General features: G+C 33.4%; 25 protein-coding genes and 1 rRNA gene. 21 read left to right on the top strand and 5 right to left on the bottom strand.

Going from position 1 to position 21,154, the window contains the following annotated elements:
- Positions 1-122: 122 nt before the first annotated feature.
- The 10 genes from NW240_RS04600 to NW240_RS04555 all read left to right on the top strand — a co-directional run bounded on the left by NW240_RS04600 (position 123) and on the right by NW240_RS04555 (position 7,716).
- Positions 123-725 carry a superoxide dismutase gene (locus NW240_RS04600; RefSeq protein ID WP_258436307.1) on the top strand — a complete coding sequence of 201 codons (603 nt, stop codon included), beginning with the start codon at positions 123-125 and terminating at the stop codon, positions 723-725.
- Between the two features lie 199 nt (positions 726-924).
- Complete coding sequence (locus tag NW240_RS04595; protein WP_258436306.1) at positions 925-2,196, top strand: FtsW/RodA/SpoVE family cell cycle protein; 1,272 nt, start codon at positions 925-927, stop codon at positions 2,194-2,196.
- The gene (locus NW240_RS04590) at positions 2,196-2,552 is read left to right on the top strand and encodes a YlbG family protein (protein ID WP_258436305.1); all 357 of its coding nucleotides are present in this window, start codon (positions 2,196-2,198) and stop codon (positions 2,550-2,552) included. The genes NW240_RS04595 and NW240_RS04590 overlap by 1 nt, the downstream gene beginning before the upstream one ends.
- Positions 2,553-2,560: 8 nt before the next feature.
- On the top strand, positions 2,561-3,139 hold the full coding sequence (gene rsmD, locus NW240_RS04585) for a 16S rRNA (guanine(966)-N(2))-methyltransferase RsmD (RefSeq protein WP_258436303.1): 579 nt from the start codon (positions 2,561-2,563) through the stop codon (positions 3,137-3,139).
- Entirely contained in the window at positions 3,132-3,617 is a 486-nt protein-coding gene (coaD, locus tag NW240_RS04580) for a pantetheine-phosphate adenylyltransferase (protein WP_258436301.1), read from the top strand. The genes rsmD and coaD overlap by 8 nt, the downstream gene beginning before the upstream one ends.
- Before the next feature lie 114 nt (positions 3,618-3,731).
- Positions 3,732-4,424, top strand: coding sequence for a helix-hairpin-helix domain-containing protein (locus NW240_RS04575; RefSeq protein WP_258436300.1), 693 nt, complete (start codon positions 3,732-3,734; stop codon positions 4,422-4,424).
- A 2-nt stretch (positions 4,425-4,426) separates the two neighbouring features.
- The gene (locus NW240_RS04570; RefSeq protein ID WP_309302397.1) at positions 4,427-5,722 is read left to right on the top strand and encodes a ComEC/Rec2 family competence protein; all 1,296 of its coding nucleotides are present in this window, start codon (positions 4,427-4,429) and stop codon (positions 5,720-5,722) included.
- Between the two features lie 87 nt (positions 5,723-5,809).
- A complete protein-coding gene (locus tag NW240_RS04565; protein WP_258436298.1) occupies positions 5,810-6,790 on the top strand; it encodes a ComEC/Rec2 family competence protein in 981 nt (326 codons plus the stop codon).
- Between the two features lie 89 nt (positions 6,791-6,879).
- Positions 6,880-7,179, top strand: a complete 300-nt coding sequence (locus NW240_RS04560; protein WP_258436296.1) for a hypothetical protein — start codon at positions 6,880-6,882, stop codon at positions 7,177-7,179.
- Positions 7,180-7,239: 60 nt separating this feature from the next.
- A complete protein-coding gene (locus NW240_RS04555; protein WP_258436295.1) occupies positions 7,240-7,716 on the top strand; it encodes an S-ribosylhomocysteine lyase in 477 nt (158 codons plus the stop codon).
- Positions 7,717-7,803: 87 nt separating this feature from the next.
- Here the strand turns inward: NW240_RS04555 and NW240_RS04550 are convergent, their stop codons facing one another.
- Entirely contained in the window at positions 7,804-8,379 is a 576-nt protein-coding gene (locus tag NW240_RS04550) for a GNAT family N-acetyltransferase (RefSeq protein ID WP_258436294.1), read from the bottom strand.
- A 180-nt stretch (positions 8,380-8,559) separates the two neighbouring features.
- Between NW240_RS04550 and NW240_RS04545 the strand changes: the two genes are divergently transcribed.
- From NW240_RS04545 to NW240_RS04530, 4 genes are all read left to right on the top strand, one after another.
- On the top strand, positions 8,560-8,988 hold the full coding sequence (locus NW240_RS04545; RefSeq protein ID WP_258436293.1) for a MarR family winged helix-turn-helix transcriptional regulator: 429 nt from the start codon (positions 8,560-8,562) through the stop codon (positions 8,986-8,988).
- A 147-nt stretch (positions 8,989-9,135) separates the two neighbouring features.
- Complete coding sequence (locus tag NW240_RS04540) at positions 9,136-10,026, top strand: polysaccharide deacetylase family protein (RefSeq protein WP_258436292.1); 891 nt, start codon at positions 9,136-9,138, stop codon at positions 10,024-10,026.
- Positions 10,027-10,035: 9 nt separating this feature from the next.
- Positions 10,036-10,806, top strand: a complete 771-nt coding sequence (locus NW240_RS04535; protein ID WP_258436291.1) for a hypothetical protein — start codon at positions 10,036-10,038, stop codon at positions 10,804-10,806.
- Positions 10,807-10,820: 14 nt separating this feature from the next.
- Positions 10,821-11,936 carry a lysophospholipase gene (locus NW240_RS04530; RefSeq protein WP_258436290.1) on the top strand — a complete coding sequence of 372 codons (1,116 nt, stop codon included), beginning with the start codon at positions 10,821-10,823 and terminating at the stop codon, positions 11,934-11,936.
- A 61-nt stretch (positions 11,937-11,997) separates the two neighbouring features.
- Here the strand turns inward: NW240_RS04530 and NW240_RS04525 are convergent, their stop codons facing one another.
- The gene (locus NW240_RS04525; RefSeq protein WP_258436289.1) at positions 11,998-12,840 is read right to left on the bottom strand and encodes a DegV family protein; all 843 of its coding nucleotides are present in this window, start codon (positions 12,838-12,840) and stop codon (positions 11,998-12,000) included.
- Between the two features lie 157 nt (positions 12,841-12,997).
- On the opposite strand from NW240_RS04525, the gene NW240_RS04520 reads away from it, so the two are divergent.
- The 3 genes from NW240_RS04520 to NW240_RS04510 all read left to right on the top strand — a co-directional run bounded on the left by NW240_RS04520 (position 12,998) and on the right by NW240_RS04510 (position 15,958).
- Positions 12,998-13,621: a hypothetical protein gene (locus NW240_RS04520; protein WP_258436288.1), complete on the top strand. Its 624-nt coding sequence runs from the start codon at positions 12,998-13,000 to the stop codon at positions 13,619-13,621.
- Between the two features lie 965 nt (positions 13,622-14,586).
- Positions 14,587-15,300, top strand: a complete 714-nt coding sequence (locus tag NW240_RS04515; RefSeq protein WP_258436287.1) for a YutD family protein — start codon at positions 14,587-14,589, stop codon at positions 15,298-15,300.
- A gap of 28 nt (positions 15,301-15,328) precedes the next feature.
- A complete protein-coding gene (locus NW240_RS04510) occupies positions 15,329-15,958 on the top strand; it encodes a TIGR01906 family membrane protein (protein WP_258436286.1) in 630 nt (209 codons plus the stop codon).
- Positions 15,959-15,998: 40 nt separating this feature from the next.
- Here NW240_RS04510 and NW240_RS04505 read toward each other — a convergent pair whose 3' ends face one another.
- Genes NW240_RS04505 through NW240_RS04495 form a run of 3 tightly spaced genes read right to left on the bottom strand, consistent with a single transcriptional unit; the run spans position 15,999 to position 18,061 of the window.
- On the bottom strand, positions 15,999-16,538 hold the full coding sequence (locus NW240_RS04505; protein WP_258436285.1) for a phosphatidylglycerophosphatase A: 540 nt from the start codon (positions 16,536-16,538) through the stop codon (positions 15,999-16,001).
- On the bottom strand, positions 16,531-17,532 hold the full coding sequence (locus NW240_RS04500; RefSeq protein ID WP_258436284.1) for an NAD(P)/FAD-dependent oxidoreductase: 1,002 nt from the start codon (positions 17,530-17,532) through the stop codon (positions 16,531-16,533). Before NW240_RS04500 ends, NW240_RS04505 begins: the two co-directional genes overlap by 8 nt.
- Positions 17,533-17,545: 13 nt before the next feature.
- Positions 17,546-18,061, bottom strand: a complete 516-nt coding sequence (locus tag NW240_RS04495) for a divergent PAP2 family protein (protein ID WP_258436283.1) — start codon at positions 18,059-18,061, stop codon at positions 17,546-17,548.
- 124 nt (positions 18,062-18,185) lie between these two features.
- Between NW240_RS04495 and NW240_RS04490 the strand changes: the two genes are divergently transcribed.
- From NW240_RS04490 to NW240_RS04475, 4 genes are all read left to right on the top strand, one after another.
- The gene (locus NW240_RS04490; protein ID WP_258436282.1) at positions 18,186-18,773 is read left to right on the top strand and encodes a peptidylprolyl isomerase; all 588 of its coding nucleotides are present in this window, start codon (positions 18,186-18,188) and stop codon (positions 18,771-18,773) included.
- A 10-nt stretch (positions 18,774-18,783) separates the two neighbouring features.
- A complete protein-coding gene (locus tag NW240_RS04485; protein ID WP_258436281.1) occupies positions 18,784-19,191 on the top strand; it encodes a CvfD/Ygs/GSP13 family RNA-binding post-transcriptional regulator in 408 nt (135 codons plus the stop codon).
- An 11-nt stretch (positions 19,192-19,202) separates the two neighbouring features.
- Positions 19,203-20,546: a glucose-6-phosphate isomerase gene (locus tag NW240_RS04480; protein WP_258436280.1), complete on the top strand. Its 1,344-nt coding sequence runs from the start codon at positions 19,203-19,205 to the stop codon at positions 20,544-20,546.
- Positions 20,547-21,072: 526 nt separating this feature from the next.
- Positions 21,073-21,154 (top strand): 16S ribosomal RNA (locus NW240_RS04475); the annotation flags it as partial.

Here is a 21,154-nt window from a genome sequence, read left to right as displayed (position 1 = left end):
GTAGTGGCATCGCTACTTTGGTTTTTTATTATCTATAGAAGTAAAAGTGTAAGCATATTTCTTTGACTGCTTACTAAGGCGTGATAATATGAATATAACAAATGAAATTAGGAGGAATTAAAATGACATTCAAATTACCAGAATTACCGTATGCTTATGACAGTTTAGAGCCAGCTATTGATCAAAAAACAATGGAGATTCATCATACTAAACACCATAATGGCTATGTAACAAAATTAAACGCAGCCGTTGAGGGAACAGAATATGCCGATCAATCGATTGAAGAAATCATTAAAAACTTAAAATCGCTTCCAAGTGACATTCAAACAGCTGTCCGTAATAATGGTGGTGGGCATTATAACCATTCATTGTTCTGGGAATCATTGCAAGCTCCTAAAGAAGATAACAAGCCTTCAGGAGACTTAGCTAAAAAGATTGATGAAGACTTTGGGTCATTCGAAAAATTCCAAGAGGAATTTACCAAAGCAGCTACTGGTCAATTTGGTTCGGGTTGGGGTTGGTTAGTTAAAGAAGGCGAAAAATTAAAAGTTTTAGGCACACCTAACCAAGACAATCCTTTAACTGAAGGATTAACTCCATTACTTGGATTAGACGTATGGGAGCATGCTTACTATTTAAATTATCAAAACAGACGTCCAGATTATGTTAAGGCTTTCTGGTCAATTGTTAATTGGGATAAAGTAGCTGAACGTTTTTCAGCATAATATTTTGAATAAAAAATCAAAAAGTTTTTACTGAAACTATTTATATAGTTTTCACTTACTTTCCAAGTCATTAGACCTAAGAAAAGTAAGTGTTTTTTAATTTTAATTTTATTAATGGAAATTGATATCTCTTTTTCATAAATACCCACCATGAATGCTTTATGCTATAATATTTTTAGTGAATTAGAGAGGAATAATTATGGAAAACAAAGTCTTATATATCACTCCTAAACCTAGAGGATTAGATTCTAAAGCAAAGAAGCAAGAGGGATTTATTACAACTTTTAAGAAAAATTTTGATTTATATGGTAAAGGCGATAAGCTATTGATGCTTATTGTCGCTGTATTGTTACTATTCTCCCTCTTAGCGGTCTTTTCTTCCACTATGTCACAAGACCCATTAGGTATGGTGAAGAAGCAGGGTCTGTCAATGCTGATTGGCTTTTGCATGATTCTACTCGTACGGCTTGTTCCAGACGAATGGTTTACTAACATATTTTTACTTAACGTTTTAAATTTTCTAACAATGGTCTTAATTTTTTATGCCACCTATTTCGGCCAAGAAGGGGGAGGGGCTTCTTCTTGGATTAATGTTTATGGTTATAATTTTCAACCTTCTGAGTTATTTAAAGTTATGGTGGTACTTACATGTAGTCGTTTAATCATTTATTTCAAAAGAACTTACCTGATAGCTCTAGAAAAGTCTTCTTTTTGGAATGTAAAATTTCCTTTTATATTAATGGTACTGTCTGGTTTTTTTATATTTAAGCAACCAGATTATGGAACATTGGCTCTCATTATTTTTTGTGCTTACAGTCCATTTATGATTTTTTACCTTTCTAAGAAGAAAAATTTACTTTCTATTGTTAGCTTCATGACTTTTTTAATCGCCCTTTATTTTTTTTCTAAATACTTTGCGGATGATTTTGTCGCTTCTGGCAGCCACTTATTTGAGCGCTTGGGATCTTTCATTGATCCGTTTAAATATCAACATGGGACAGGTTATCAAGTCATTCAATCGTATAAAGCAATCGCTAATGGTGGCCTTTTCGGTGTGGGTTTGGGTCAAGGAGTAGTAAAAGAAATGCTCCCTGCAGCTCATACAGACTTCGTTTTATCAGTGATAGCAGAAGAGACAGGACTGCTAGGAGTAACCGTTGTTATTTTGACATTACTCGGCTTAGTTTTTTACCTATTAAGAACAGCCGGTATGATGAGCAAACTGTTTCACCGTATTTGTATTACTGGGTTTGCTATCTTGTTGTTTACGCAAACATTTGTAAATATTGGAGGATTAACAAGCTTAATCCCACTTACTGGTGTGACCCTTCCCTTTATATCTTATGGGGGTACAAGTATGGTGGCAAATTTATTGATGATAGGTATTGTTCAAAAATTTATCAGTGAAGAAGCTCGAATGAAACAAACAACTAGTCTCTCCAAGGTTTCTAATTTGAAAGGTGGACGCTAATGACATTTGAAACAGTTAAAAGGAAATCGATTGTTGTGTGGTTATATACCCTGAAACAATGGAAGCAATTAAGAAAATATGGAACAGTACATTATCTGAGCGAACGTTTAAAATATGCTATAGTATATGTTAATGATTCTCAGATTGATGAAACCCTAACTTCTTTACGAAATTTAAATTTTGTTCGGGAAGTAGAGGTTTCATACCGAGATGATATTGATATGACGTTCAAAAATGCCATAAAGGATCGGATAGATCCTGATTTAAAATCTGACGAAGAAGAAGATGTTTCCTTTGATGAGTTCTTTAAAGATCTCGCCCAAGAAATTGTTCCAGAAGCAAAAGATAATAAGTAGGTGGTATAATGCGAGTCATTGCGGGAAGTTATCGTTCACGTCCTTTGAAAGCAGTTCCTGGAAAAAACACACGCCCTACAACCGATAAAATAAAAGAATCGATGTTCAACCTCTTAGCTACTCGATTGCCAATTGATGGCTATTGTTTAGACTTTTACGCTGGATCAGGAGCTCTAGCCATAGAATCTGTTTCAAGAGGGTTGGCGGGTGCCGTTATGTGTGAGAAAGATCGGCGAGCCATTTTAACGATAAAAGAAAATATAAAGATAACAAAAGAAGAAGAAAAGTTTGTTCTTCTAAGTGGTAAAAACCGTTCCAAGTTATTAGATTGGGGTTTAGATAACAAGCGAGGCTTTGACCTTGTATTTTTAGATCCGCCTTACGCTGAAAGTCGAGTTGAGGAAGACTTAAAGTGGTTAATCACTAACGACTTTCTTAAGCCTAAATGCTTAGTCGTTTATGAAGCTGATGAAGCACACTCTATAAAAGAAATTCCAAACTTTGTTAAATTAAAAAACAAAAAATATGGCATAACAGTGATTCAAATTTATGAATATCAAGGTAAGGAGAATGAAAAGCATGAGTAAAAAGATTAGTGTTTTTGCAGGTTCATTCGATCCCTTAACATATGGACACTTAGACTTGATCGAGCGATCTAGCCAATTATTTGATGAAGTAATCGTATTAATCGCAGTGAATACCACAAAAAAGACCGTCTTTACGGTTGAGGAGCGAAAGCTTTTAATCGAAGATGTTACAGCAGCATTTAAAAATGTAAAAATTGATTACTTAAAAGACGGTCTAATCGCAAGTTACTATCAAAAAGTTAAGGCGACTTCCCTTATTCGGGGAGTGCGTTCGGCACAAGATTTTGAATTTGAAGCCAACATTGCGACTGTTAACAGGACGCAATTGCCAGGCCTTGAGACAGTTCTTTTGTTAGCCAATGAAAAATATCGTTATTTAAGCTCAAGTTTAATCAAAGAAATAGCACATTTTGGCGGAGATATTTCGCAAATGGTTCCTCCAAATGTTGCCAAAGCACTTGCTAAAAAGATGCAATGATAATAAATATCAATAGCTAATCTAAAGGCTCCCAGTATTTTGAAGCTGGGGGCCTTTAAAGCACCTTTAAGAATTTCTCCTTGTATTTATAGTCGACAAGTAAGGAGGAAAGACATGAAATCTTATTTTGAAGAAAACCAAAAAGTATCTATTTGGGAAAAAGTGACAAACAAACCATTGGTATTAATAATGTTTGCTTGTGCATGTATTTTTATGCTGCTGAACCAAAATAATATATTAAACGATACTGTAGACATACAAGCAGAAGATAAGACGCTAACTATAGAAATGACCAGTCAAGAAAACGAGACTACTTTACTAAATCAACTATATGTGGATTTGAAGGGGGAGGTTATACAACCAGGAGTCTATCAATTACAGCAAGGGTCACGTTTAATTGATTTAATCGAAAAGGCTGGAGGTTTTACTGAAGATGCGGCACAAGACAGTTTAAATTTAGCTTTATTGTTAGAAGACCAGATGATGGTCACGGTATATAGTCAGTCTGAATGGGACACCCTGATCTCAGACGAGCAATCAGAGCAAAAAACATTGGCTTTAGACAATGACTTAATGTTAATAGGAGCTTCTAATGAAGAAGAGAAGCAAACTCTCATTAATATTAATATAGCAGATCAAGAAGAATTAGAAACTTTACCACAAATTGGTCCATCTAAAGCGCAAAAAATCATTCAATATCGTCAAGACTATGGCTCGTTTAAAGACATTGAAGAGATTGTACAGGTGTCAGGCATCGGTCCTAAAACCTTTGAAGGATTAAAGGATCTTATTACAGTAGGGTTTTAGCAATGAATATGTTGAGAAGTTGTCGCTATCACTGGACTTTAATTGCGATGCTAATTAGTTTATTTTTATTATTTCTTATACACTCCACCTTATCTTTCTTCATTCTATTTTGTTTGAGTCTTATACGAATTATTAAGTGTGATAATAAGGCCTTAAACATTTTAGCTGTCTTTTTTTTATTGGTAGTGTTTGCAAGACATCGGTTTTTAGAAAACAAGTTGCAAGAACAACTTTCTATCTTTAATGAACAAGAGAAAATTGAAGCCACTATAGCTATCAATCCTAATCAGGTTCAACAAAATGAAAATACTTTTTATGGCGAAGCCCACTTATTTATCAAAAATAATATAACTATACCTGTGACACTGACTTATTGGAATGATGAAGACTCTCAAGAAGACTTGCCAGACTTGACGTTAACTTCCTATCGTTCAAAAGTAGAAGGAAAAATTAAACCAATAGAGCCTAACCGTAATTTTGATCTTTTTAATTATCAAAGCTATTTAAAAAGAAAAGGCATTGTCTGGGAATTGGAAGTAAAGAAAATTAAAGAAATTTCATTGAATCAATCTGATTTATTTAACTATCCTTTAGTATTTCTTGCTAATGTTAGAGCAAAGTTAACCCATTATATGCGAAAGTGCAGTCAGCTTCCCTTAGTTAGTATTCATAATAAATTACTCTTTAATTTAAACTCTTCAGTTTATCGAGACTACAAACAAGCCTTTATGACTTTAGGAATTTTACATTTTTTCTCAATTTCAGGTTTTCATGTTAACTACCTACGAAGACTTCTCAATACCTTCTTATTAAGAGTAGGTATTTCTCCCTTAGTAAGTAAAAACATCAATTTCATACTTTTAACTCTTTTTGCTTGGTTAGTAGCTTGGCCTATAGGGGTTATCCGTTCTATGGCAGTTATTTTAATTAACGATTTACGAAAAAAGTTTGATTGGCCACCTTCTTCATTAGACGCTTTGTCAGTGATTTATATCGCCTTTTTGCTTATTAATCCCTTCAATATAAAAAGTTTAGCCTTTCTTTTATCATTTTTAATGTCTTATCTTATTTATTTTTATCAAGGAAATATAGTCGATAGCTTTTCAACTACTTGGAAAGAAAAAAGTAAACTAACTTTATTTTGTTTCTTATTTTCATGGCCCCTTTTACTCTCAAGTACTTATCCCATTAATTTTTTACAACTAGCAGTCGTGCTTTTATTTACGCCTATCTTCGAAAAATGGATTCTGCCAAGCATGTTTACTTTCACAATTTTATTGAATGTTAGTCAGTATTAACCAGCTCTACTAAAGCTCATTACTTACTTATCTGATGTCTTCCAAAGAATGTGGGAATTCCTTCCGCTTCATTCTGCTATAGAAAATGTGACAATCTTATTAGGAAGCGGAAACTTTTTCTTACCAATCTTTTTATTCTGTTTAGCTATTATGTGGTTTTATTTTTTAAAAAGCAAACCAAAATTGGCTTGGCAATTATTAATTTTTGGCTATTTAATCGGAATTTTATTTTACCCTTATCTTGATCCTCGAGAGCGAATCATAGTTTTAGATGTAGGACAAGGAGATGCTTTGCTTTATAAAAAAGCTTTTTCAAAAGAAGCTTGGTTAGTTGATACGGGTGGCAAGATGGCTAGTTTTCAGGAGAATAATAGAATAGATACTCAATTTGCTTTTAAAAATTTAATTCCATCTTTAAAAGCACAAGGAATTTCTAGTTTAGAAGGTGTCATTATTACTCATCCTGATATCGACCACCTTGGCAACTTATTAATACTCTTCCAAGAATTAAATGTAAAAAATCTGTATTACTCAAAATTCACTAAAGAGTCTGAAGTATGGCAAACCATGGCAAATGAAATTCCTAATCAGACCCAGCACCATATCTTAAATCCGGGAACTAAGATGAGATTAGGAGATAATCGAATTGAGATATTTAGTTTGGACATACCTGTTAATCTAAAAGATGATCATAGTAACGCTTCTTCTCTAATCACTTCTTTTTTAATTAATGATAAAAAATTCCTCAATATGGCGGATTTACCAGTTGAGTTAGAAAAGTCTTTTTTACAACTTTTTGCAAGTAAAAAAATAAATGTTTTAAAAATAGGTCATCACGGCAGCAAAACATCTACTAGTGAAGCATTATTAGACCAACTGCAACCAGAATTAGCTCTTATATCTTCCGGTAAGAAAAATCTTTATAATCATCCTCATATTGAAACAATTGAAAAATTAGAAAAAAGAGGTCTTAATTATTTAGACACGCAAGATGTCGGTGCTATTGAAATTTCATACCTGCCTTTTTATGGTTGGTCAATTAGAACAGCAATAGACAAGAATCACTGAAATAAATAGACTAGAAACCCACATTTACTAAATTAGCAATATGTGATATGTTTTTTTAAAAATATATAGGAAGTAAATGGAGGGATATGATGAACATAATAGTCTTTATCTATGCATGTATAATGTTTATAACTGGAATTTTAGGAATAAAAAATGAGCTCAAGATTTCAAAGATAACATTGACTGTTATTGATTTACTATTTCTTTTGACCTTAATTAATTTATGGTCAAGCTTGAATCTTTTAGACATTGTTATTTCTATTTTATTATTAGCCCTTTCAATTACGCTTTATCGAGATCGTTTGTTAAGTGGTCGACAAATTAATATAAGTCATCATGTTTTACGTTTAATTATCCATTTTACTCTAATATACTTTTTATTTAACTAAAAAAATTGACAGATATATATTCTTTCGTTACATTTGAAGCAATATAAAGGAGGAATTCTTTTGGAAAAAATACCAAGTTTTACCATCAATCATTTAAATTTAAAACCAGGTGTCTACTTGTCTCGAACGGATGAGATTGGTGGAAGGAAGATACACACTTATGACTTGCGCTTCACAGCACCGAATGCTGAGCCCGTAATGAACACGGCAGAAATACATACGATTGAGCATTTAGCAGCTACTTTTTTACGTAATCACGAAAAATATAAAAACGAAGTCATTTATTTTGGACCAATGGGGTGTCGTACGGGATTCTACTTAATTTTAACGGATGCCTTAGAAGGTCAAGAAGTTTTGAGCATAATTAAAGAGACCTTTAAATTCACAGCAAACTTTGAAGGCGAAATTCCTGGTGCTACTGCCAGAGATTGTGGAAATTATCTGGATCAGAACTTACCGATGGCTAAATATCAAGCAAATCGGTATCTTAAAAATCTTGAAAAAGTGACTGACTTAAGCTTTACTTATCCTGAATAGTTTTTTTTAAATAAGTGTAGGTTTACAATGGAGTTTAAAATACAACTTCATGTAAACCTGCTATTTGTTTGATTGTGTATTGAAAAATTATTCAGTAATTAATTGGTCTCTTTCAAAGTCGAACTCAACTGCAGGGTATTGAATGATTGGTGAAGCAGCGTTTATTGCTTTTCGCATCCAAACGACATCAATAAAACAATCAGCTTTGCGAGCTAATTTTGGAAAAGTAAGCATAAGTTCAAAGCCTTCTTTTTCATGAAAGCGTAAAGAGCGATAATTATCAGCGACAATGGTAGAAATGATATATTCAGTACTTGTTTGAGAAAGTAGAAATTCGATAACTGTATAAAGTTCATGACCAATCCCTTTTAGTGGACAATTTTCGGCGGTATAAATGGATAGAAGAGCGGTATGTGCTAAGAAAGCCTCATAAAAGTCACTCAAATATGCGAATCCAATCACCTCTCCCTTATATTCGGCCACAATAAAAGGATATTTCTGAGATAAGTTTTCGATTCTTTCTTTGATTGATTCCAATGTGGGGACTTCCGAATCTAAGTTGAAGTTGGTCTTAAGAATGTAAGGACTATAAATGCTTTGGATTGCTGAAGCATCAATAGTTTGAGCGTGTCTAATGATCATATCTTTTTGATGAATTAACATGGTGGAAGCCTCCTTTTTATTTGTTCTAGAATAGTATAAATATTGGAATAGGGATTACAATCAAAATTTTGTAAAATTTTTGTAAAAATAAAGACTAGCGTGTTGACTTAATTAAAAAGATAAGATATAATTATTTCACTTTCGAGATATAAAAATTATTAGAGAAGAAGGTGAGAGTAGATGTCAGATCGAGATAAAGAAGTTTTAAAAACTTATATTGGAATGATGAGAGCTCACGGCTACTTTGAGAAATTAGTGAAAAAGGATGCTAATCAATCAGATATGAACGTGACAGAGTTTGCCGTGTTAGAATTATTATATAATCGTGGTCCTCAACCAATTCAACAAATTGGTAACCGTATATTAATTGCATCATCTTCAACCACTTATGTGATTGATAAGTTGTGTAATAAGGGTTACGTAGAACGAAAGCCAGATTTAAATGACCGTCGTGTGACTTTTGCTGAAATTACAGCAGAAGGTACTAAGTTGATGGATGAGATTTATCCTGAGCACCGTAAACACTTGTTGGATGTCTTTGAAGATTTCAGTACAGATGAAGTGCTTGAAATGAAACGTTTATTACAAAAATTAACCCGTTATGAATAGTATATTCACCCCTATCTCTTTTAATGAGTTAGGGGTCTTTTTTTAAAAATTAGTTAAATTTAAATTGGATCTGTTCTTAGTTTCAACTTCAATTCTTTCTATGATAAACTAAGAAGGCAAATTGGATTTAGAAAGGACAAATTATTGATGAAATTCTCTGCTTTAATTCTTTTGTTATTTTGTGTATCTGCTTGTCAAAAGGCACCATTAGAAGAAGTGACTGAAGCAAGTCAAGTACAGGTTAATGAAATAAAAGTGAAAGAAAGTACTCAAGAAAAAGATTCCGCTAAAGAAGGTCGATTAAAGAAGGATGGCACACGTCAGGCATGGACAGATTATTCCAAATATGCTGAAGTGGATGAGGATGGTTATGCTTATTATATGCAAGAAAATCCTGATATTTCTTCAGAAATATTTCCTTTATACGATAGTGGTGATCATAAAGTTCTTTTATTTACTTTTGATGATACGCCTCAAAGACCTGACTCTTATGCACTTGAAATTGCTCAGCAATTAAAAGCTAAAGATGTGAATGCTATTTTCTTAGTGAATGGTATGTTCTTAACGGAGGAAAAGGGGAGAAAGATTACTAAGCAAATCTATGATATGGGATTTGAAATTGGTAACCATACTCAACATCATCCTAACTTGAAAGAAATGACCTACGATCAACAATATCAAGAAATTAAGCAAACTAGTGACTTAGTAGAAGAAATTACTGGTGAGAAGCCTAGATGGTTCCGACCGCCTTTTGGCTTGTTTAATATGGATACTTATCAGATATGCCGAGAGCTAGAAATGCAGTTAATGACTTGGAATTTTGGTTATGACTGGATGGATGATTATTTAGAGAGTGAAGCTTTATTAGAAGTGTCTTTAAACAATGATTATTTAAGGGCAGGAGCAAACATTCTTATGCATGATCGTCCATGGACAAATGATGCCATTTCAAGGATGGTAGACGGTTATCGTGAGCAAGGCTACCATATTGTCGATCCTTTATTAATTCGCAAACCAAATTTTGAAAAAGAAAGCTAGGCGAACCGATTGAAAAAACATTTCCCTCTATCTTTTTATTTTAAAATCTTATTTATAGTGCTTGGATTTGGTACTGCCTATTACTGTCATGAAGAAGTTATTGATCAAGTTTTGTCCCAAGAAGGTCTATCTACTTTTCAAAGACTCAGTAAAATATCGAAAGAACTTATTGGGATTGAAAAGCTTCCTGATGAAGAGTCTCCAGATATAATTAATCAGATACAGTCATATCCGGGGAATAAACAACCTATCCAGTATCCTCCAGCAATTGTAGAACATCCTCGATTTATAAAGAGTCAACAAAAGGCAGACCTTTTTAATGATCAATTAGATATAAGTGAGTTAAACAGGTCTTTTGTAGAAGAAGTTAACAGAGCTTATTTTACTCAACGAACAGTCTTTCCAGCTCCTTATCTGTCAAATGGTAATTTGCTTAGACTCGAAGAGTTAAATGACTATGCTTATTTGGATTCTAAAACAATTGATGGTGTAAATTTCCGAGAGCGTTTTTATGGCATTGAAGATAATCAATATCGAATTGGAGAAAACTTATATGAGGTTTTTATTTCTTCCGATGATATTCATTTAGATACTTGGTCAAAAGATGAAGCAGTATTTGCTCAATATTTAGCCGAAGCTTTTTTTGAACAAACAGAAGATTTTTATGATATGAAGAGGGTATACTTATCCGCTAAAGCTTCAGCTACTGACTTTCGTTTAGACGATTCGTCCTATGTGCGTATCGTTGTGGTGTTAAATTTTGATACACAGAAGCTTTAAATAGGGAGGAAAATATGAAAAATAAAAATCACTTTAGATGGGCACTCACATTAGCGGGTGTTACAGCTGTTTCTAAATTACATCAAAAATTTAATCATCCACTTCCTAAGATTAGTCATGCTGAAAGATTACTTGAATTAGCTGGAAATGAACTTGCCATTGATTGGTTGACAGAAGAAGAATATGAGAAAAATTGGGATGAAAAGCTAGTCCCCTATATCGATAAAAAAAGGCAAGATGGATCAATCGACAGGGAAGGTTATCACTTAGCATTTGAATTCTATGCTTTAGAGTCTGCCAAAGCAACTTTTCTTATAGTTCATGGATTTAATGAATATAAAGAAAAGTATCGGGAACTGGTTTATTATTTATTACAATCAGGAATTCAAGTATTGACATATGATGCGCGTGGTCATGGGAAATCTAAATTGTTCCCTAACCAAACTCAAATAGACATTATGGATTTTAATGTCTATATCAATGATTTGAAATGCCTAGTGAAAAAAGTAAAAGAACTTGGTGGAGAAGAACAGCCTTTATTTATTTTTGGACACTCAATGGGTGGGGCTGTAAGTTCGCGTTTTGCTCAAATATGGCCAGATTTAGTGGATGGTTTGATATTATCATCTCCAATGCTTGCTATTCGCACTAAAGGGATACCAATGGAATTGGCTCATATGAGCGCAAGTTTGATGCAAAAATTAGGCCGGGGTGAGTACTATTTACCAGAAAATTCGCACACAGAAAATGGTAGTCATTTGGTTTTTAAGATGCCCAATCAGCTGTCTAACTCTGAAGCGAGAGGTCGTTTCTTTTTTGAACTCAATAAGAAACTCCATCTTTATCCTACAAAGTCAGGTTCCTTTAATTGGTTGAATGCATCTTTAGATGCTATACAAACTATTCATCAGGAAAAAGAAATAAAAAAAATGACTTTTCCAACTTTAATTTTCCGAGCAGCTAATGATAAAGTTGTTAAAAAAGAAGGAATTTTCCATTTCTATAATTGTCTTCCCGATTCATTAAATTATCTTGTCCCTTCAAGCGAACATGAAATTCTTTTAGGTCACGATAATCAAGTGAAAAAGGTAATTAGTCAAATCGTTCATTTTGTAAATAAAAATGCATGAGATATCAAGTGTTAATAAAAAAACTGACTTAAGCAATAATTAAGTCAGTTTTTTTATTAAATTATTTGGTTTGGTAGCCGACAATTAGACCATTTCTTTGAGCATAAAAAGCACACAAGCCAGAAGAAGGTATAATGCTAATTTCTGCTTGTGGAAATTCTTCAAGAATCATCGATTGAAGTTCTTGACTAGCTTCAGGATTGAGTACGTGATTAATAATTAGTTTTCCACCATTAAACCCGTTATTTTTTATTTCTGACCAAAGTTTTTTTATTGCTTTTTGATGACCTCTAGCTTTTTGCGCTAATTCAATCGTACCCTCAGGACTTCTTTTTCCTATTAAGCGAATATTCAGCAATCCAATCATGTTTCCGACAACTTTAGACAATCGTCCATTTTTCACTAAATTATCAACAGATTCTAATAGAAAATTGACGTTTGTATTTAGTTGTTCCTTTTCGATTCTTGCTACTACCGCTTCAAAATCATTTTCTTTTTTTATGATACTTGCAGCAAGACTAATAAGAAGGTCGATTTCAGCTCCGGCCGATCGGCTGTCGATAATTTTTATTTTAGCATCTGGATTTTTTTCTAAGGCCAACTCTCTACCTAAACAAGCAGCATTGTATGAGCCAGAAACACCTGAAGATAGTGTAAAACATAAAACATTTGGACTGGACTTAAATCTCTGAGCATAACTTTCAGGGCTTGAACAAGCAGTTCCAGTCTTCTGGCCACTTTCCATTTTATTAATTAGTATTTGGGTATCCATTTGATCGTTATCTTCATAGGCATGATCATCGATATTCAACATTAAAGGAACAACTTCAAATTCTATTTCCTCACTGATATCTTTGATTGAACGAATACAAGCGCCAGAGTCTGTAACTATTTTCCACTGCATATTATTTCCCCCAATTATGGTCAATTAATTATCAGTAGTATAACTAATTTTAGAATCACTTTCAATTTATGGAAAGTTTAATATTAATACTTGCTAAAAACAGTATATTATCGGTAAAATAGGAATTGACATACATTATATGTGAGGAGGAAAGATTATGTTAGGAGATCTACATCGGTCCAATTTAATCGTCTTGGTTCAAATAGTTTTTTCGATTGTAGGTTTAGGGTTTGCCTATATAGGAGCAGTTGAGTATGGTTTAATATCTATGATGATAGCAGCTATTTTAAATGAATATTCTATTGATATTTCCGAACAATTTGATCAAACAGATGCACAGCTTGCTTTTTCTACAGAGTTAGAAGTAATAGCTGATTTTCTGTCTTTTGGTTTAATTCCAGTGGGTCTGTTATTAACAGCTACTCAAGGAGGAACATTAGGTATTATCACCATCGCAATTTATATAATCGCTGTAGCCATTCGATTAGCACATTTTAACCGTCCATTAGAATTCCAATCTTATCAAACGGATGAAGAGAATTTCTATTTGGGTCTTCCATTAATTTTTGTAGCAGTTATTTTACCGATTCTTTATCTATTAAGCTACCTTTTACCTTCATCTGTCTTTTCGGTGGTCATTATGATTGTAATGATAGCTTTGGCCGCTGCTTATGTAATTGCAAAACCAATTCCGCGTCTAAAAAAAGATTGGATGACTTATCTAATATTTGGAGTGATTTTTTTAGTTGTCGCTTACATTCTATTGAGTATTTTCAAATAATATATAAAAATCTCCTTTTATTTATTAAGAGGAGGTCTTTTTATATTGAAGAGAGCTTCTTCAAAAAAATAATTAATTAAATCACATTATATATATATATATATTAATGAGTTATTCAGTCACCTTGAAAATAAGAATATAATAGTTGATGTTACTTAGCTAAAAAAGTATTGAATGGAGTAGAGATTATAATATCATTTGTTAATTAGGTGTTGCGATGAATCTTTCCCATTCTATTAGAGAAATTACGCAAGCGTTAATCGGTGTTGATTTATTTCATGCAGCCAACTATGATGTTTTTATAAGCGATAATAATGGATGCTTCAAGCAATCGCTCGTTTTTTGAAAGCTTAGAAAAGCGTTGCTAGAGTTCATTGATTATTTTTATTAAAAGGGGGCAACCAGCTTGGTAATAAAAATGTGGTTTGTTCTTTCATTTCCATCTCAGTAGTAGTCTAAAAATATTGAAATAATCACTTGTAAGCCAAAGTGTTATAGATTTTGAACGATAAACTGAATATCATTTGATTTTCGGTTCATTTATTAGATTTGTAAAAAGAGACAATGAACTTCAATTGATTTTATGAAACTCAAACACATTTGGTTCGAGCAATGATTGTTGAACTCAAGGGTAGGTATTCAAAAGTTGGTTTCGAAAAAACTAATAATCAAAGGCTTACCTTAAAAAGCGAAAAAGAATGTGACAATGGATTTAGAGGTAAACTTTTTGGTAAAATAGTTTTTAAGGGCATTTCTAATGAATATAAAAGTAATCAGTGGTTAATAAACTAAAATTATTCAACATTGACCAAGCTTATAAACTAGACGGAGTAGGGCATTCTACCTCCCTTGTCTTTATACGAGTATAATGAAATATGGGAAACTGACGATTATTATTCTTAAGTTTTTAAACCATTTTAAGCAAGTGTTTTCAGAAATAAGTCCCTTTAGAACAGGAGTAGAATATGAAAGATTCATCAAAAGAAATAAAAATCAATAAGCAATTGGATCAACTATTAGACGATCTGACGAGTAATGAAGCGAATGAAGAAATCATTAAAAACATTAAACTATTCAATGAAAATTCCTTAATGATTGAAGACGAAGAGTATGATTTGATTATAAACTATCAAGAAGCGTTTGATTTTGAAGCTTTCTATAATCGTTACCAAGACCTCTTCGCTAAATATGATTTTATTGTTGGTGATTGGGCTTTCGATCAACTTCGATTAAGAGGATTCTACCAAATCGGAACGCCCAAAGTGGCCTTTGATCAACGGATTGAAACGTTAGAGGATTATATTAATGAATACTGTAATTTTGGAGCGAAGTATTTTGTTATTGGTAAAAAAAGCTCTATCGCTGAATACCCTCATTTACTAGATCGATTGAGGGCGGGTAAGTTAAATAATATTCAAAGTAAGACACTTTATCCAAGAACTTCAAATAAAAATAAACGAGGTCGTAACTATCAAAAAAGAACAAACCGAAAAATTCAAAGTCTCGGTCATCGTTCAAAGACTGTTACCCCTAAAATAAAAAGAAGAAATGAAAAAAACTCTTCACAAGTTAAAGCTAAAAATAAAAACAATTCGAATGGCGGATCAAATAATATGCATAAGCCCGCTAATAAAATCAAACATAAAAAAGATTTTGTAATTAAAAAAAGATCCAACTAGCCTTTGTTAGAAAGTGAGGATTAGCAGCTTGACTTATCATATAAAAAATTTTGCCAGAGCCTGCCTATTTAGCCTAGCATCATTAACCGGAGCAATCACACTGACGGTTTTTCTATCACCAGTTATTTATCGATTCTTTAATCAATATTATAAACTTCATGAAATAGTTGGATTAACGAGTGAGCAATTAAATCAAAATTATCAAACAATTGTCGATTTCTTAACCCATCCGATGGAAAGTCAGTTGCTACTACCTGATTTTGCCTTTTCTGACGGTGGGATTCAACATTTTTCTGAAGTTAAAGTTTTAATCCAGCTAACCATGATGGCAGCTTTGTTTATGATTTTTGTTTTAGTGCTTGTTTTGATAAATATCCGCAAGCAAAGAAGACGTAACCCTTACCTTAAGATGTATTTGATGTTAAGTTACATGTTACCAATCGGTTTATTGTTTTTAGCAGTCATAGCTTTTGATAAAATCTTTATTCTTTTTCACCAAATTTTCTTTCAAAATGATTTATGGCTTTTCGATCCCTTAACAGATCCTATCATTAATGTTCTTCCAGATAGCTACTTTTTTCTATTATTGATTGTTGTCGTTATGCTATATGAATTATTGCTAGGAATTATTCACTTATTCATTAAAATGAAAATATAAAAAAAGATAAGCTCATTAGTAGAGCTTATCTTTTTTTAGTTTATAAGTGACTTGGCTTTTTTGGAGGAACAGAAATTTCATCAGTTTGTGGTTGTGCGTGTGCAATGCGACTTGCAGCTGCAGCAGCTAAGGCACCCACGATGTCATCAATAAATGTATTACAACGCTGATCTTTTTCATCATTTAGTTTACCGATAATACCCGGTTTAAGCTTGTCTAAATAACCAAAATTAGTAAGACCGATTGATCCATAAACATTGACGATGGACAGAGTCAAAATTTCATCTATTCCATAAAGACCCTCATCGCGCATTAATAAGTCACATAGAAGTGGAGATAAAAGTCCTTTTTCAGCAGCAATATCTAATTCAATTCCAGTTATAATAGCATTTTGTACTTCACGTTTTTGCATCACCGCATGCAAATTATCAATGCAATCTTGCATGGTCAAAGTATCAACATAACTACTTTGTAAATCGTAGACGATTTCGGCGATTTCTTCAATGCTAACACCTCTTTCGGCTAGCAATTCATAGGATCTAGATTCTAAGTGTTTTAAGTGAATGTAATCTTTAGTCATTGAATTCTCCTTCAAATATAGTTGATGAATGTAAGGGTGACGGACGATAGTTAGGGTCGATGAAGTGCAAGGCTTGATTAACAGCTAATAAGGCTTCCCCAAATCCAGCAGCAATGATTTTCACCTTACCTGGGTAATCAGCAATATCTCCGACAGCGAAAACACCAGGTAAATTGGTCTCCATTAATGATGAGACTTCGATTTGATTGCGAGAAAGCTTGAGTCCCCAATCTTTTATGTGGCCTAATGAATTAGAAAAGCCATAATTAACAATTAATTGATCGAGTTCAAGCTCTTCTAATTCTTTGGATTTTACCTGCTGAAGCTTCAGTGATTCAATTTGATGCTCTTTGCCCGCTAATTCTAAAATTTTGTAGGGAGTCAGAACTTTGACAGTCGAGGCATGTAGTTTAGAAACTGAGCTTTCTAAAGCGCGAAAATTTTCACGTCGATGTATTAAATAGACTTCCTCAGCGATCGGTTCTAAGGTGAGTGCCCAATCAACTGCAGAGTCGCCTCCTCCACATACAGCTACCCTTTGATGCTTAAAATTTTCGGGCTTTTTAACTATATAATGTAAGGAATGATTTTCAAAGTGATTCGCATTGTCTATTTCGAGTTTTCGGGGTTGAAAGGCACCATTACCTGCTGCAATGATGACGGTCTTTGAATAATATGAATCTTTATTGGTTTTAATAATATAGATGCCATCCTCATTAGGAGAGAGGTCTAAAACTTCTTCTCCTAGAGAGAGGTCTTTTTCAAAGAGGTTGACCTGATCAAGTAGTTTTTGAGTCAAATTATTTCCATTAATTGAAGGGTAGGCGGGGATATCAAAAATCATTTTTTCACCATATAAATGCTTGGGTTGACCGCCAACTTCTTCTAACGACTCGATAATTTTTACTTTAGCATTTCTTATGTGAGCAAAGAAAGCAGTATAAAGTCCTACTGGACCCGCACCAATAATTGTTATGTCATAAATTTTTTTCATAAATCTTGCCTTTCTAGTAAAAAAACGCAAGGAATACTAAACGCATTACCACTGCCACAAATCCGCCTGTTATGATACCAGCAAATACTTCTGTAGGTTTATGTCCGAGGTATTTGGTAACGATGAGATCTTCATAGTTATCAATAATTTCAGTTTCAAATTCAGGACTTTCAAGCTCTTTTTTTATTGATTGAACACTTAAACTATCAAGATTTGATTGAGACAGATGCCTAATGATTGCATCAATTACAAGCCCTTGTTCACCACTTTGACGTCTGACACCCATTGAATCGAACATTATAATAACACCAAATACAGTTGCGATGGCTACATGTGCGGAAGCAAAACCGTATTCAAATATTAAACTGGCAATTAAACTTGCTACGGCAGCCGAATGAGATGAGGGCATTCCGCCAGTAGAAGTAATGATATCAAGTTTAGGAGTTCGCTTTGAATAATAAGCAATCGGATATTTAATCATCTGTGCGAAGAAAATGGCAGTAAAAGCAGCAATTAATGGGTAATTCATAGCATCCTTGTCCTTCTTTTTATTTTTAACACTAACTATCTTAACAAAAATAAGGTCCTTTAACTATAAATTTAGTTTTTTTTCAGTTAAAATGAAGAAGAAAATAGATATAAGGAGCGATAAAATGAATAAATTTCCACAATTAAAAACAGAGGACTTAAAGACTCAAGTTGTTCTACATACTAATAAGGGTGATATTGAACTGGCTTTATTTAAAGAGCAGGCCCCTAAGACAGTTGAGAACTTTATTACTTTAGCCGAAGAAGGTTACTATGATGGTGTTATTTTCCATCGAGTTATTAAAGATTTTATGATTCAAGGAGGAGACCCAACAGGAACAGGCATGGGTGGTGAAAGCAAATGGGGAGAAAGTTTTGAAGATGAATTTTCAATGAATCTTTTCAATTTCTATGGCGCTTTATCAATGGCCAATGCTGGGCCTAATACGAATGGTAGTCAATTTTTTATTGTAACAGCTCCAAATGTACCGGCAGATTTACTTCAGCAGTTAAAAGACTTAGGTTTTCCCGAGGAAGTAGTGAAAGGGTATCAAGAAAAAGGAGGTACACCATGGTTAGATCAACGCCATACTGTCTTTGGGCAAGTCACCGGAGGTATGGAAAATGTTTTAGCCATACAAAATGTTACAACAGGACCTCAGGATAAACCGGTTGAAGATGTGATTATTCAATCCGTTACAGTCTCTAAATAATTGAGAAATTATGGCGATAGATATGAAGTTTAAAATAGGAGACATTATTGAAGGGGAAGTCACAGGTATCCAGAACTATGGTATTTTTATAAAACTTTCTGACGAAGAGCAAGGCTTAGTGCATATTTCAGAATGTAAACATGGATATGTAGGAGCTTTAGACGAATTCATTAGTATTGGAGAAAAAGTTAAAGTAGTTGTAATTGATATTGATGAATATAGTAAAAAAATTTCTTTATCCATGCGGGCACTAGATAAAATCAACACCCCATTGTTTCCTGTAAGAAACCGAAGAAAAAAAAGACGGAATTTACCAGATATTGGATTTAAAACCATAGCAGATAAAATGCCTTATTGGATTGATCAGGCAATGAAGTCTATTGAAGAAAATGAGTTTAATACTAAGATAGAAGTTTAGGAGGTTTATGAATGGAAACAATTAGTTTTAATTATTCGAAGGCTTTGAATTTCTTTCAAGAAAAGGAAATAAAGTATCTAAGCAAGTTTGCAGAATCTTCTTTACGTCAACTTAAAGAAAAAACAGGAACAGGCTCTGAATATACAGATTGGGTAAATTGGCCACTTGAGTTCCCTCAAAGTGAAATTGAGCGAATTAATGAAGTCGCTAAAAAAATCCAAAAAGACTCTGAAGTCTTAGTAGTAATTGGTATAGGAGGATCATATTTAGGAGCCAAAGCAGCCATAGATTTTTTGAACCATACCTTTTATAACATGACGGCTGCAAGCAAGGGTTTGCCTCAAATACTTTTCGCAGGAAACAGTATTTCATCTACTTATTTGAATGACTTAATAGAAGTAATAGGAAATCGTGATTTTTCTATTAATATTATTTCTAAATCTGGAACTACCACAGAGCCAGCTATTGCATTTCGAATTTTAAAAGAAAAATTAATCGATAAATATGGAAAAAAAGAAGCCTATCAGCGGATATACGCTACAACAGATCAAGCTAAAGGAGCACTAAAAAAAGAAGCTGAAAAAAATAGTTATGAGAGTTTTGTAATACCAGATGGTATTGGCGGCCGCTTCTCGGTCTTGACTCCCGTTGGCTTACTCCCAATTGCTGTAAGTGGTGCAAGCATAGAAGGATTGATAGAAGGCGCTAAAATTGCTAGAGAAAACTATTTGATTGAAGATTCAGCAAAAAATCAAGCCATGCAGTATGCAATTATAAGAAATATTTTCTACCGCAAAGGCAAGGTCAATGAATTGTTAGTAAACTATGAACCAGCCTTAAAAGCTTTCGGTGAATGGTGGAAACAGTTATTTGGCGAGTCTGAAGGAAAGGATCATAAAGGAATTTTTCCATCTACTGCCAATTTTTCAACGGATTTACATTCAATCGGTCAAATTATTCAAGATGGCCAAAGAAATATATTTGAGACAGTATTAAATGTCAAAAAGGTTAGAAAAGATTTAACAATCCCTCAATTAGAAGAGAATATTGACGGTCTTTCATATTTAGAGGGAGAAAAAATGTCATCTGTTAATCAAATGGCTTACCAAGGAACAATGATTGCCCATACAGATGGAGAGGTTCCTAATCTCATTATTAATATTCCAGCAATGAATGAAGAAAGTCTGGGCCAAACGATTTATTTCTTTGAAATGGCTGTCGCAATCTCAGGTTACCTAAATGGTGTTAATCCATTTGATCAACCTGGTGTCGAAGCCTATAAACGAAATATGTTTGCTTTACTTGGTAAACCTGGTTATGAAGAACTAACGAAGGAACTTAGTCAGAGAAAATAGATTTATCAATCAATAAAAAAGCTGAGATCATTTGAGATGGTCGAGTTATAGACCGTCTCAAATGATTTTTCTACATTATAAGTCATTAGAATAATTGAGCAATAAAAAGAATTTACAAAAAATTTACAAAAAATTCAAAAAACTATTGACTTAAAGTGATGCCCCATGCTATATTATTTCTTGTCGTTACGAGCGAAAAGTAATAAAACTTGAGTTTCTAAAAATATTAAAAAGTACAAAAAGTATTTGACATTATTAAAAAGCTTATGTTATATTATTTCTTGTCGTCACGAACGACCCAATGAAAGCGAAAAGGTTTGACAAAAACCAAACCATGCTAGTATATAGAAGTTGTCACTTCTGACAGCGAAGCTCATTGAAAACTGAACAAAGACAAACACCAAAATGTGTAAGGGTCTATTCGTAAAAGCGGATAGAAACAACCGAATAAAATTCGAGACATACTGCAGAGCAGCAGTCAAAAAAATCAATAGCTAGTAATAGTAATGAGCAAAAGCTCAAATTCTTTCATGAGAGTTTGATCCTGGCTCAGGACGAACGCTGGCGGCGTGCCTAATACATGCAAGTCGAACGAACCGCGAGAGAAC

Origin of the sequence: Facklamia sp. 7083-14-GEN3, from assembly GCF_024742075.1 — a bacterium.
Taxonomy (GTDB): Bacteria; Bacillota; Bacilli; order Lactobacillales; family Aerococcaceae; genus Facklamia.
Note: the sequence above shows the minus strand (reverse complement) of the source record. Positions and strands in the feature narration are given on the sequence as shown.

Bases quoted from the DNA above. Each gene is read 5' to 3' on its own strand.
- NW240_RS04600 (WP_258436307.1), top strand. From the start codon at position 123: ATGACATTCAAATTACCAGAATTACCGTATGCTTATGACAGTTTAGAG.
- NW240_RS04595 (WP_258436306.1), top strand. From the start codon at position 925: ATGGAAAACAAAGTCTTATATATCACTCCTAAACCTAGAGGATTAGAT.
- NW240_RS04590 (WP_258436305.1), top strand. From the start codon at position 2,196: ATGACATTTGAAACAGTTAAAAGGAAATCGATTGTTGTGTGGTTATAT.
- rsmD (WP_258436303.1), top strand. From the start codon at position 2,561: ATGCGAGTCATTGCGGGAAGTTATCGTTCACGTCCTTTGAAAGCAGTT.
- coaD (WP_258436301.1), top strand. From the start codon at position 3,132: ATGAGTAAAAAGATTAGTGTTTTTGCAGGTTCATTCGATCCCTTAACA.
- NW240_RS04575 (WP_258436300.1), top strand. From the start codon at position 3,732: ATGAAATCTTATTTTGAAGAAAACCAAAAAGTATCTATTTGGGAAAAA.
- NW240_RS04570 (WP_309302397.1), top strand. From the start codon at position 4,427: ATGAATATGTTGAGAAGTTGTCGCTATCACTGGACTTTAATTGCGATG.
- NW240_RS04560 (WP_258436296.1), top strand. From the start codon at position 6,880: ATGAACATAATAGTCTTTATCTATGCATGTATAATGTTTATAACTGGA.
- NW240_RS04550 (WP_258436294.1), bottom strand. From the start codon at position 8,379: ATGTTAATTCATCAAAAAGATATGATCATTAGACACGCTCAAACTATT.
- NW240_RS04545 (WP_258436293.1), top strand. From the start codon at position 8,560: ATGTCAGATCGAGATAAAGAAGTTTTAAAAACTTATATTGGAATGATG.
- NW240_RS04540 (WP_258436292.1), top strand. From the start codon at position 9,136: ATGAAATTCTCTGCTTTAATTCTTTTGTTATTTTGTGTATCTGCTTGT.
- NW240_RS04530 (WP_258436290.1), top strand. From the start codon at position 10,821: ATGAAAAATAAAAATCACTTTAGATGGGCACTCACATTAGCGGGTGTT.
- NW240_RS04525 (WP_258436289.1), bottom strand. From the start codon at position 12,840: ATGCAGTGGAAAATAGTTACAGACTCTGGCGCTTGTATTCGTTCAATC.
- NW240_RS04520 (WP_258436288.1), top strand. From the start codon at position 12,998: ATGTTAGGAGATCTACATCGGTCCAATTTAATCGTCTTGGTTCAAATA.
- NW240_RS04515 (WP_258436287.1), top strand. From the start codon at position 14,587: ATGAAAGATTCATCAAAAGAAATAAAAATCAATAAGCAATTGGATCAA.
- NW240_RS04505 (WP_258436285.1), bottom strand. From the start codon at position 16,538: ATGACTAAAGATTACATTCACTTAAAACACTTAGAATCTAGATCCTAT.
- NW240_RS04500 (WP_258436284.1), bottom strand. From the start codon at position 17,532: ATGAAAAAAATTTATGACATAACAATTATTGGTGCGGGTCCAGTAGGA.
- NW240_RS04495 (WP_258436283.1), bottom strand. From the start codon at position 18,061: ATGAATTACCCATTAATTGCTGCTTTTACTGCCATTTTCTTCGCACAG.
- NW240_RS04490 (WP_258436282.1), top strand. From the start codon at position 18,186: ATGAATAAATTTCCACAATTAAAAACAGAGGACTTAAAGACTCAAGTT.
- NW240_RS04485 (WP_258436281.1), top strand. From the start codon at position 18,784: ATGGCGATAGATATGAAGTTTAAAATAGGAGACATTATTGAAGGGGAA.
- NW240_RS04480 (WP_258436280.1), top strand. From the start codon at position 19,203: ATGGAAACAATTAGTTTTAATTATTCGAAGGCTTTGAATTTCTTTCAA.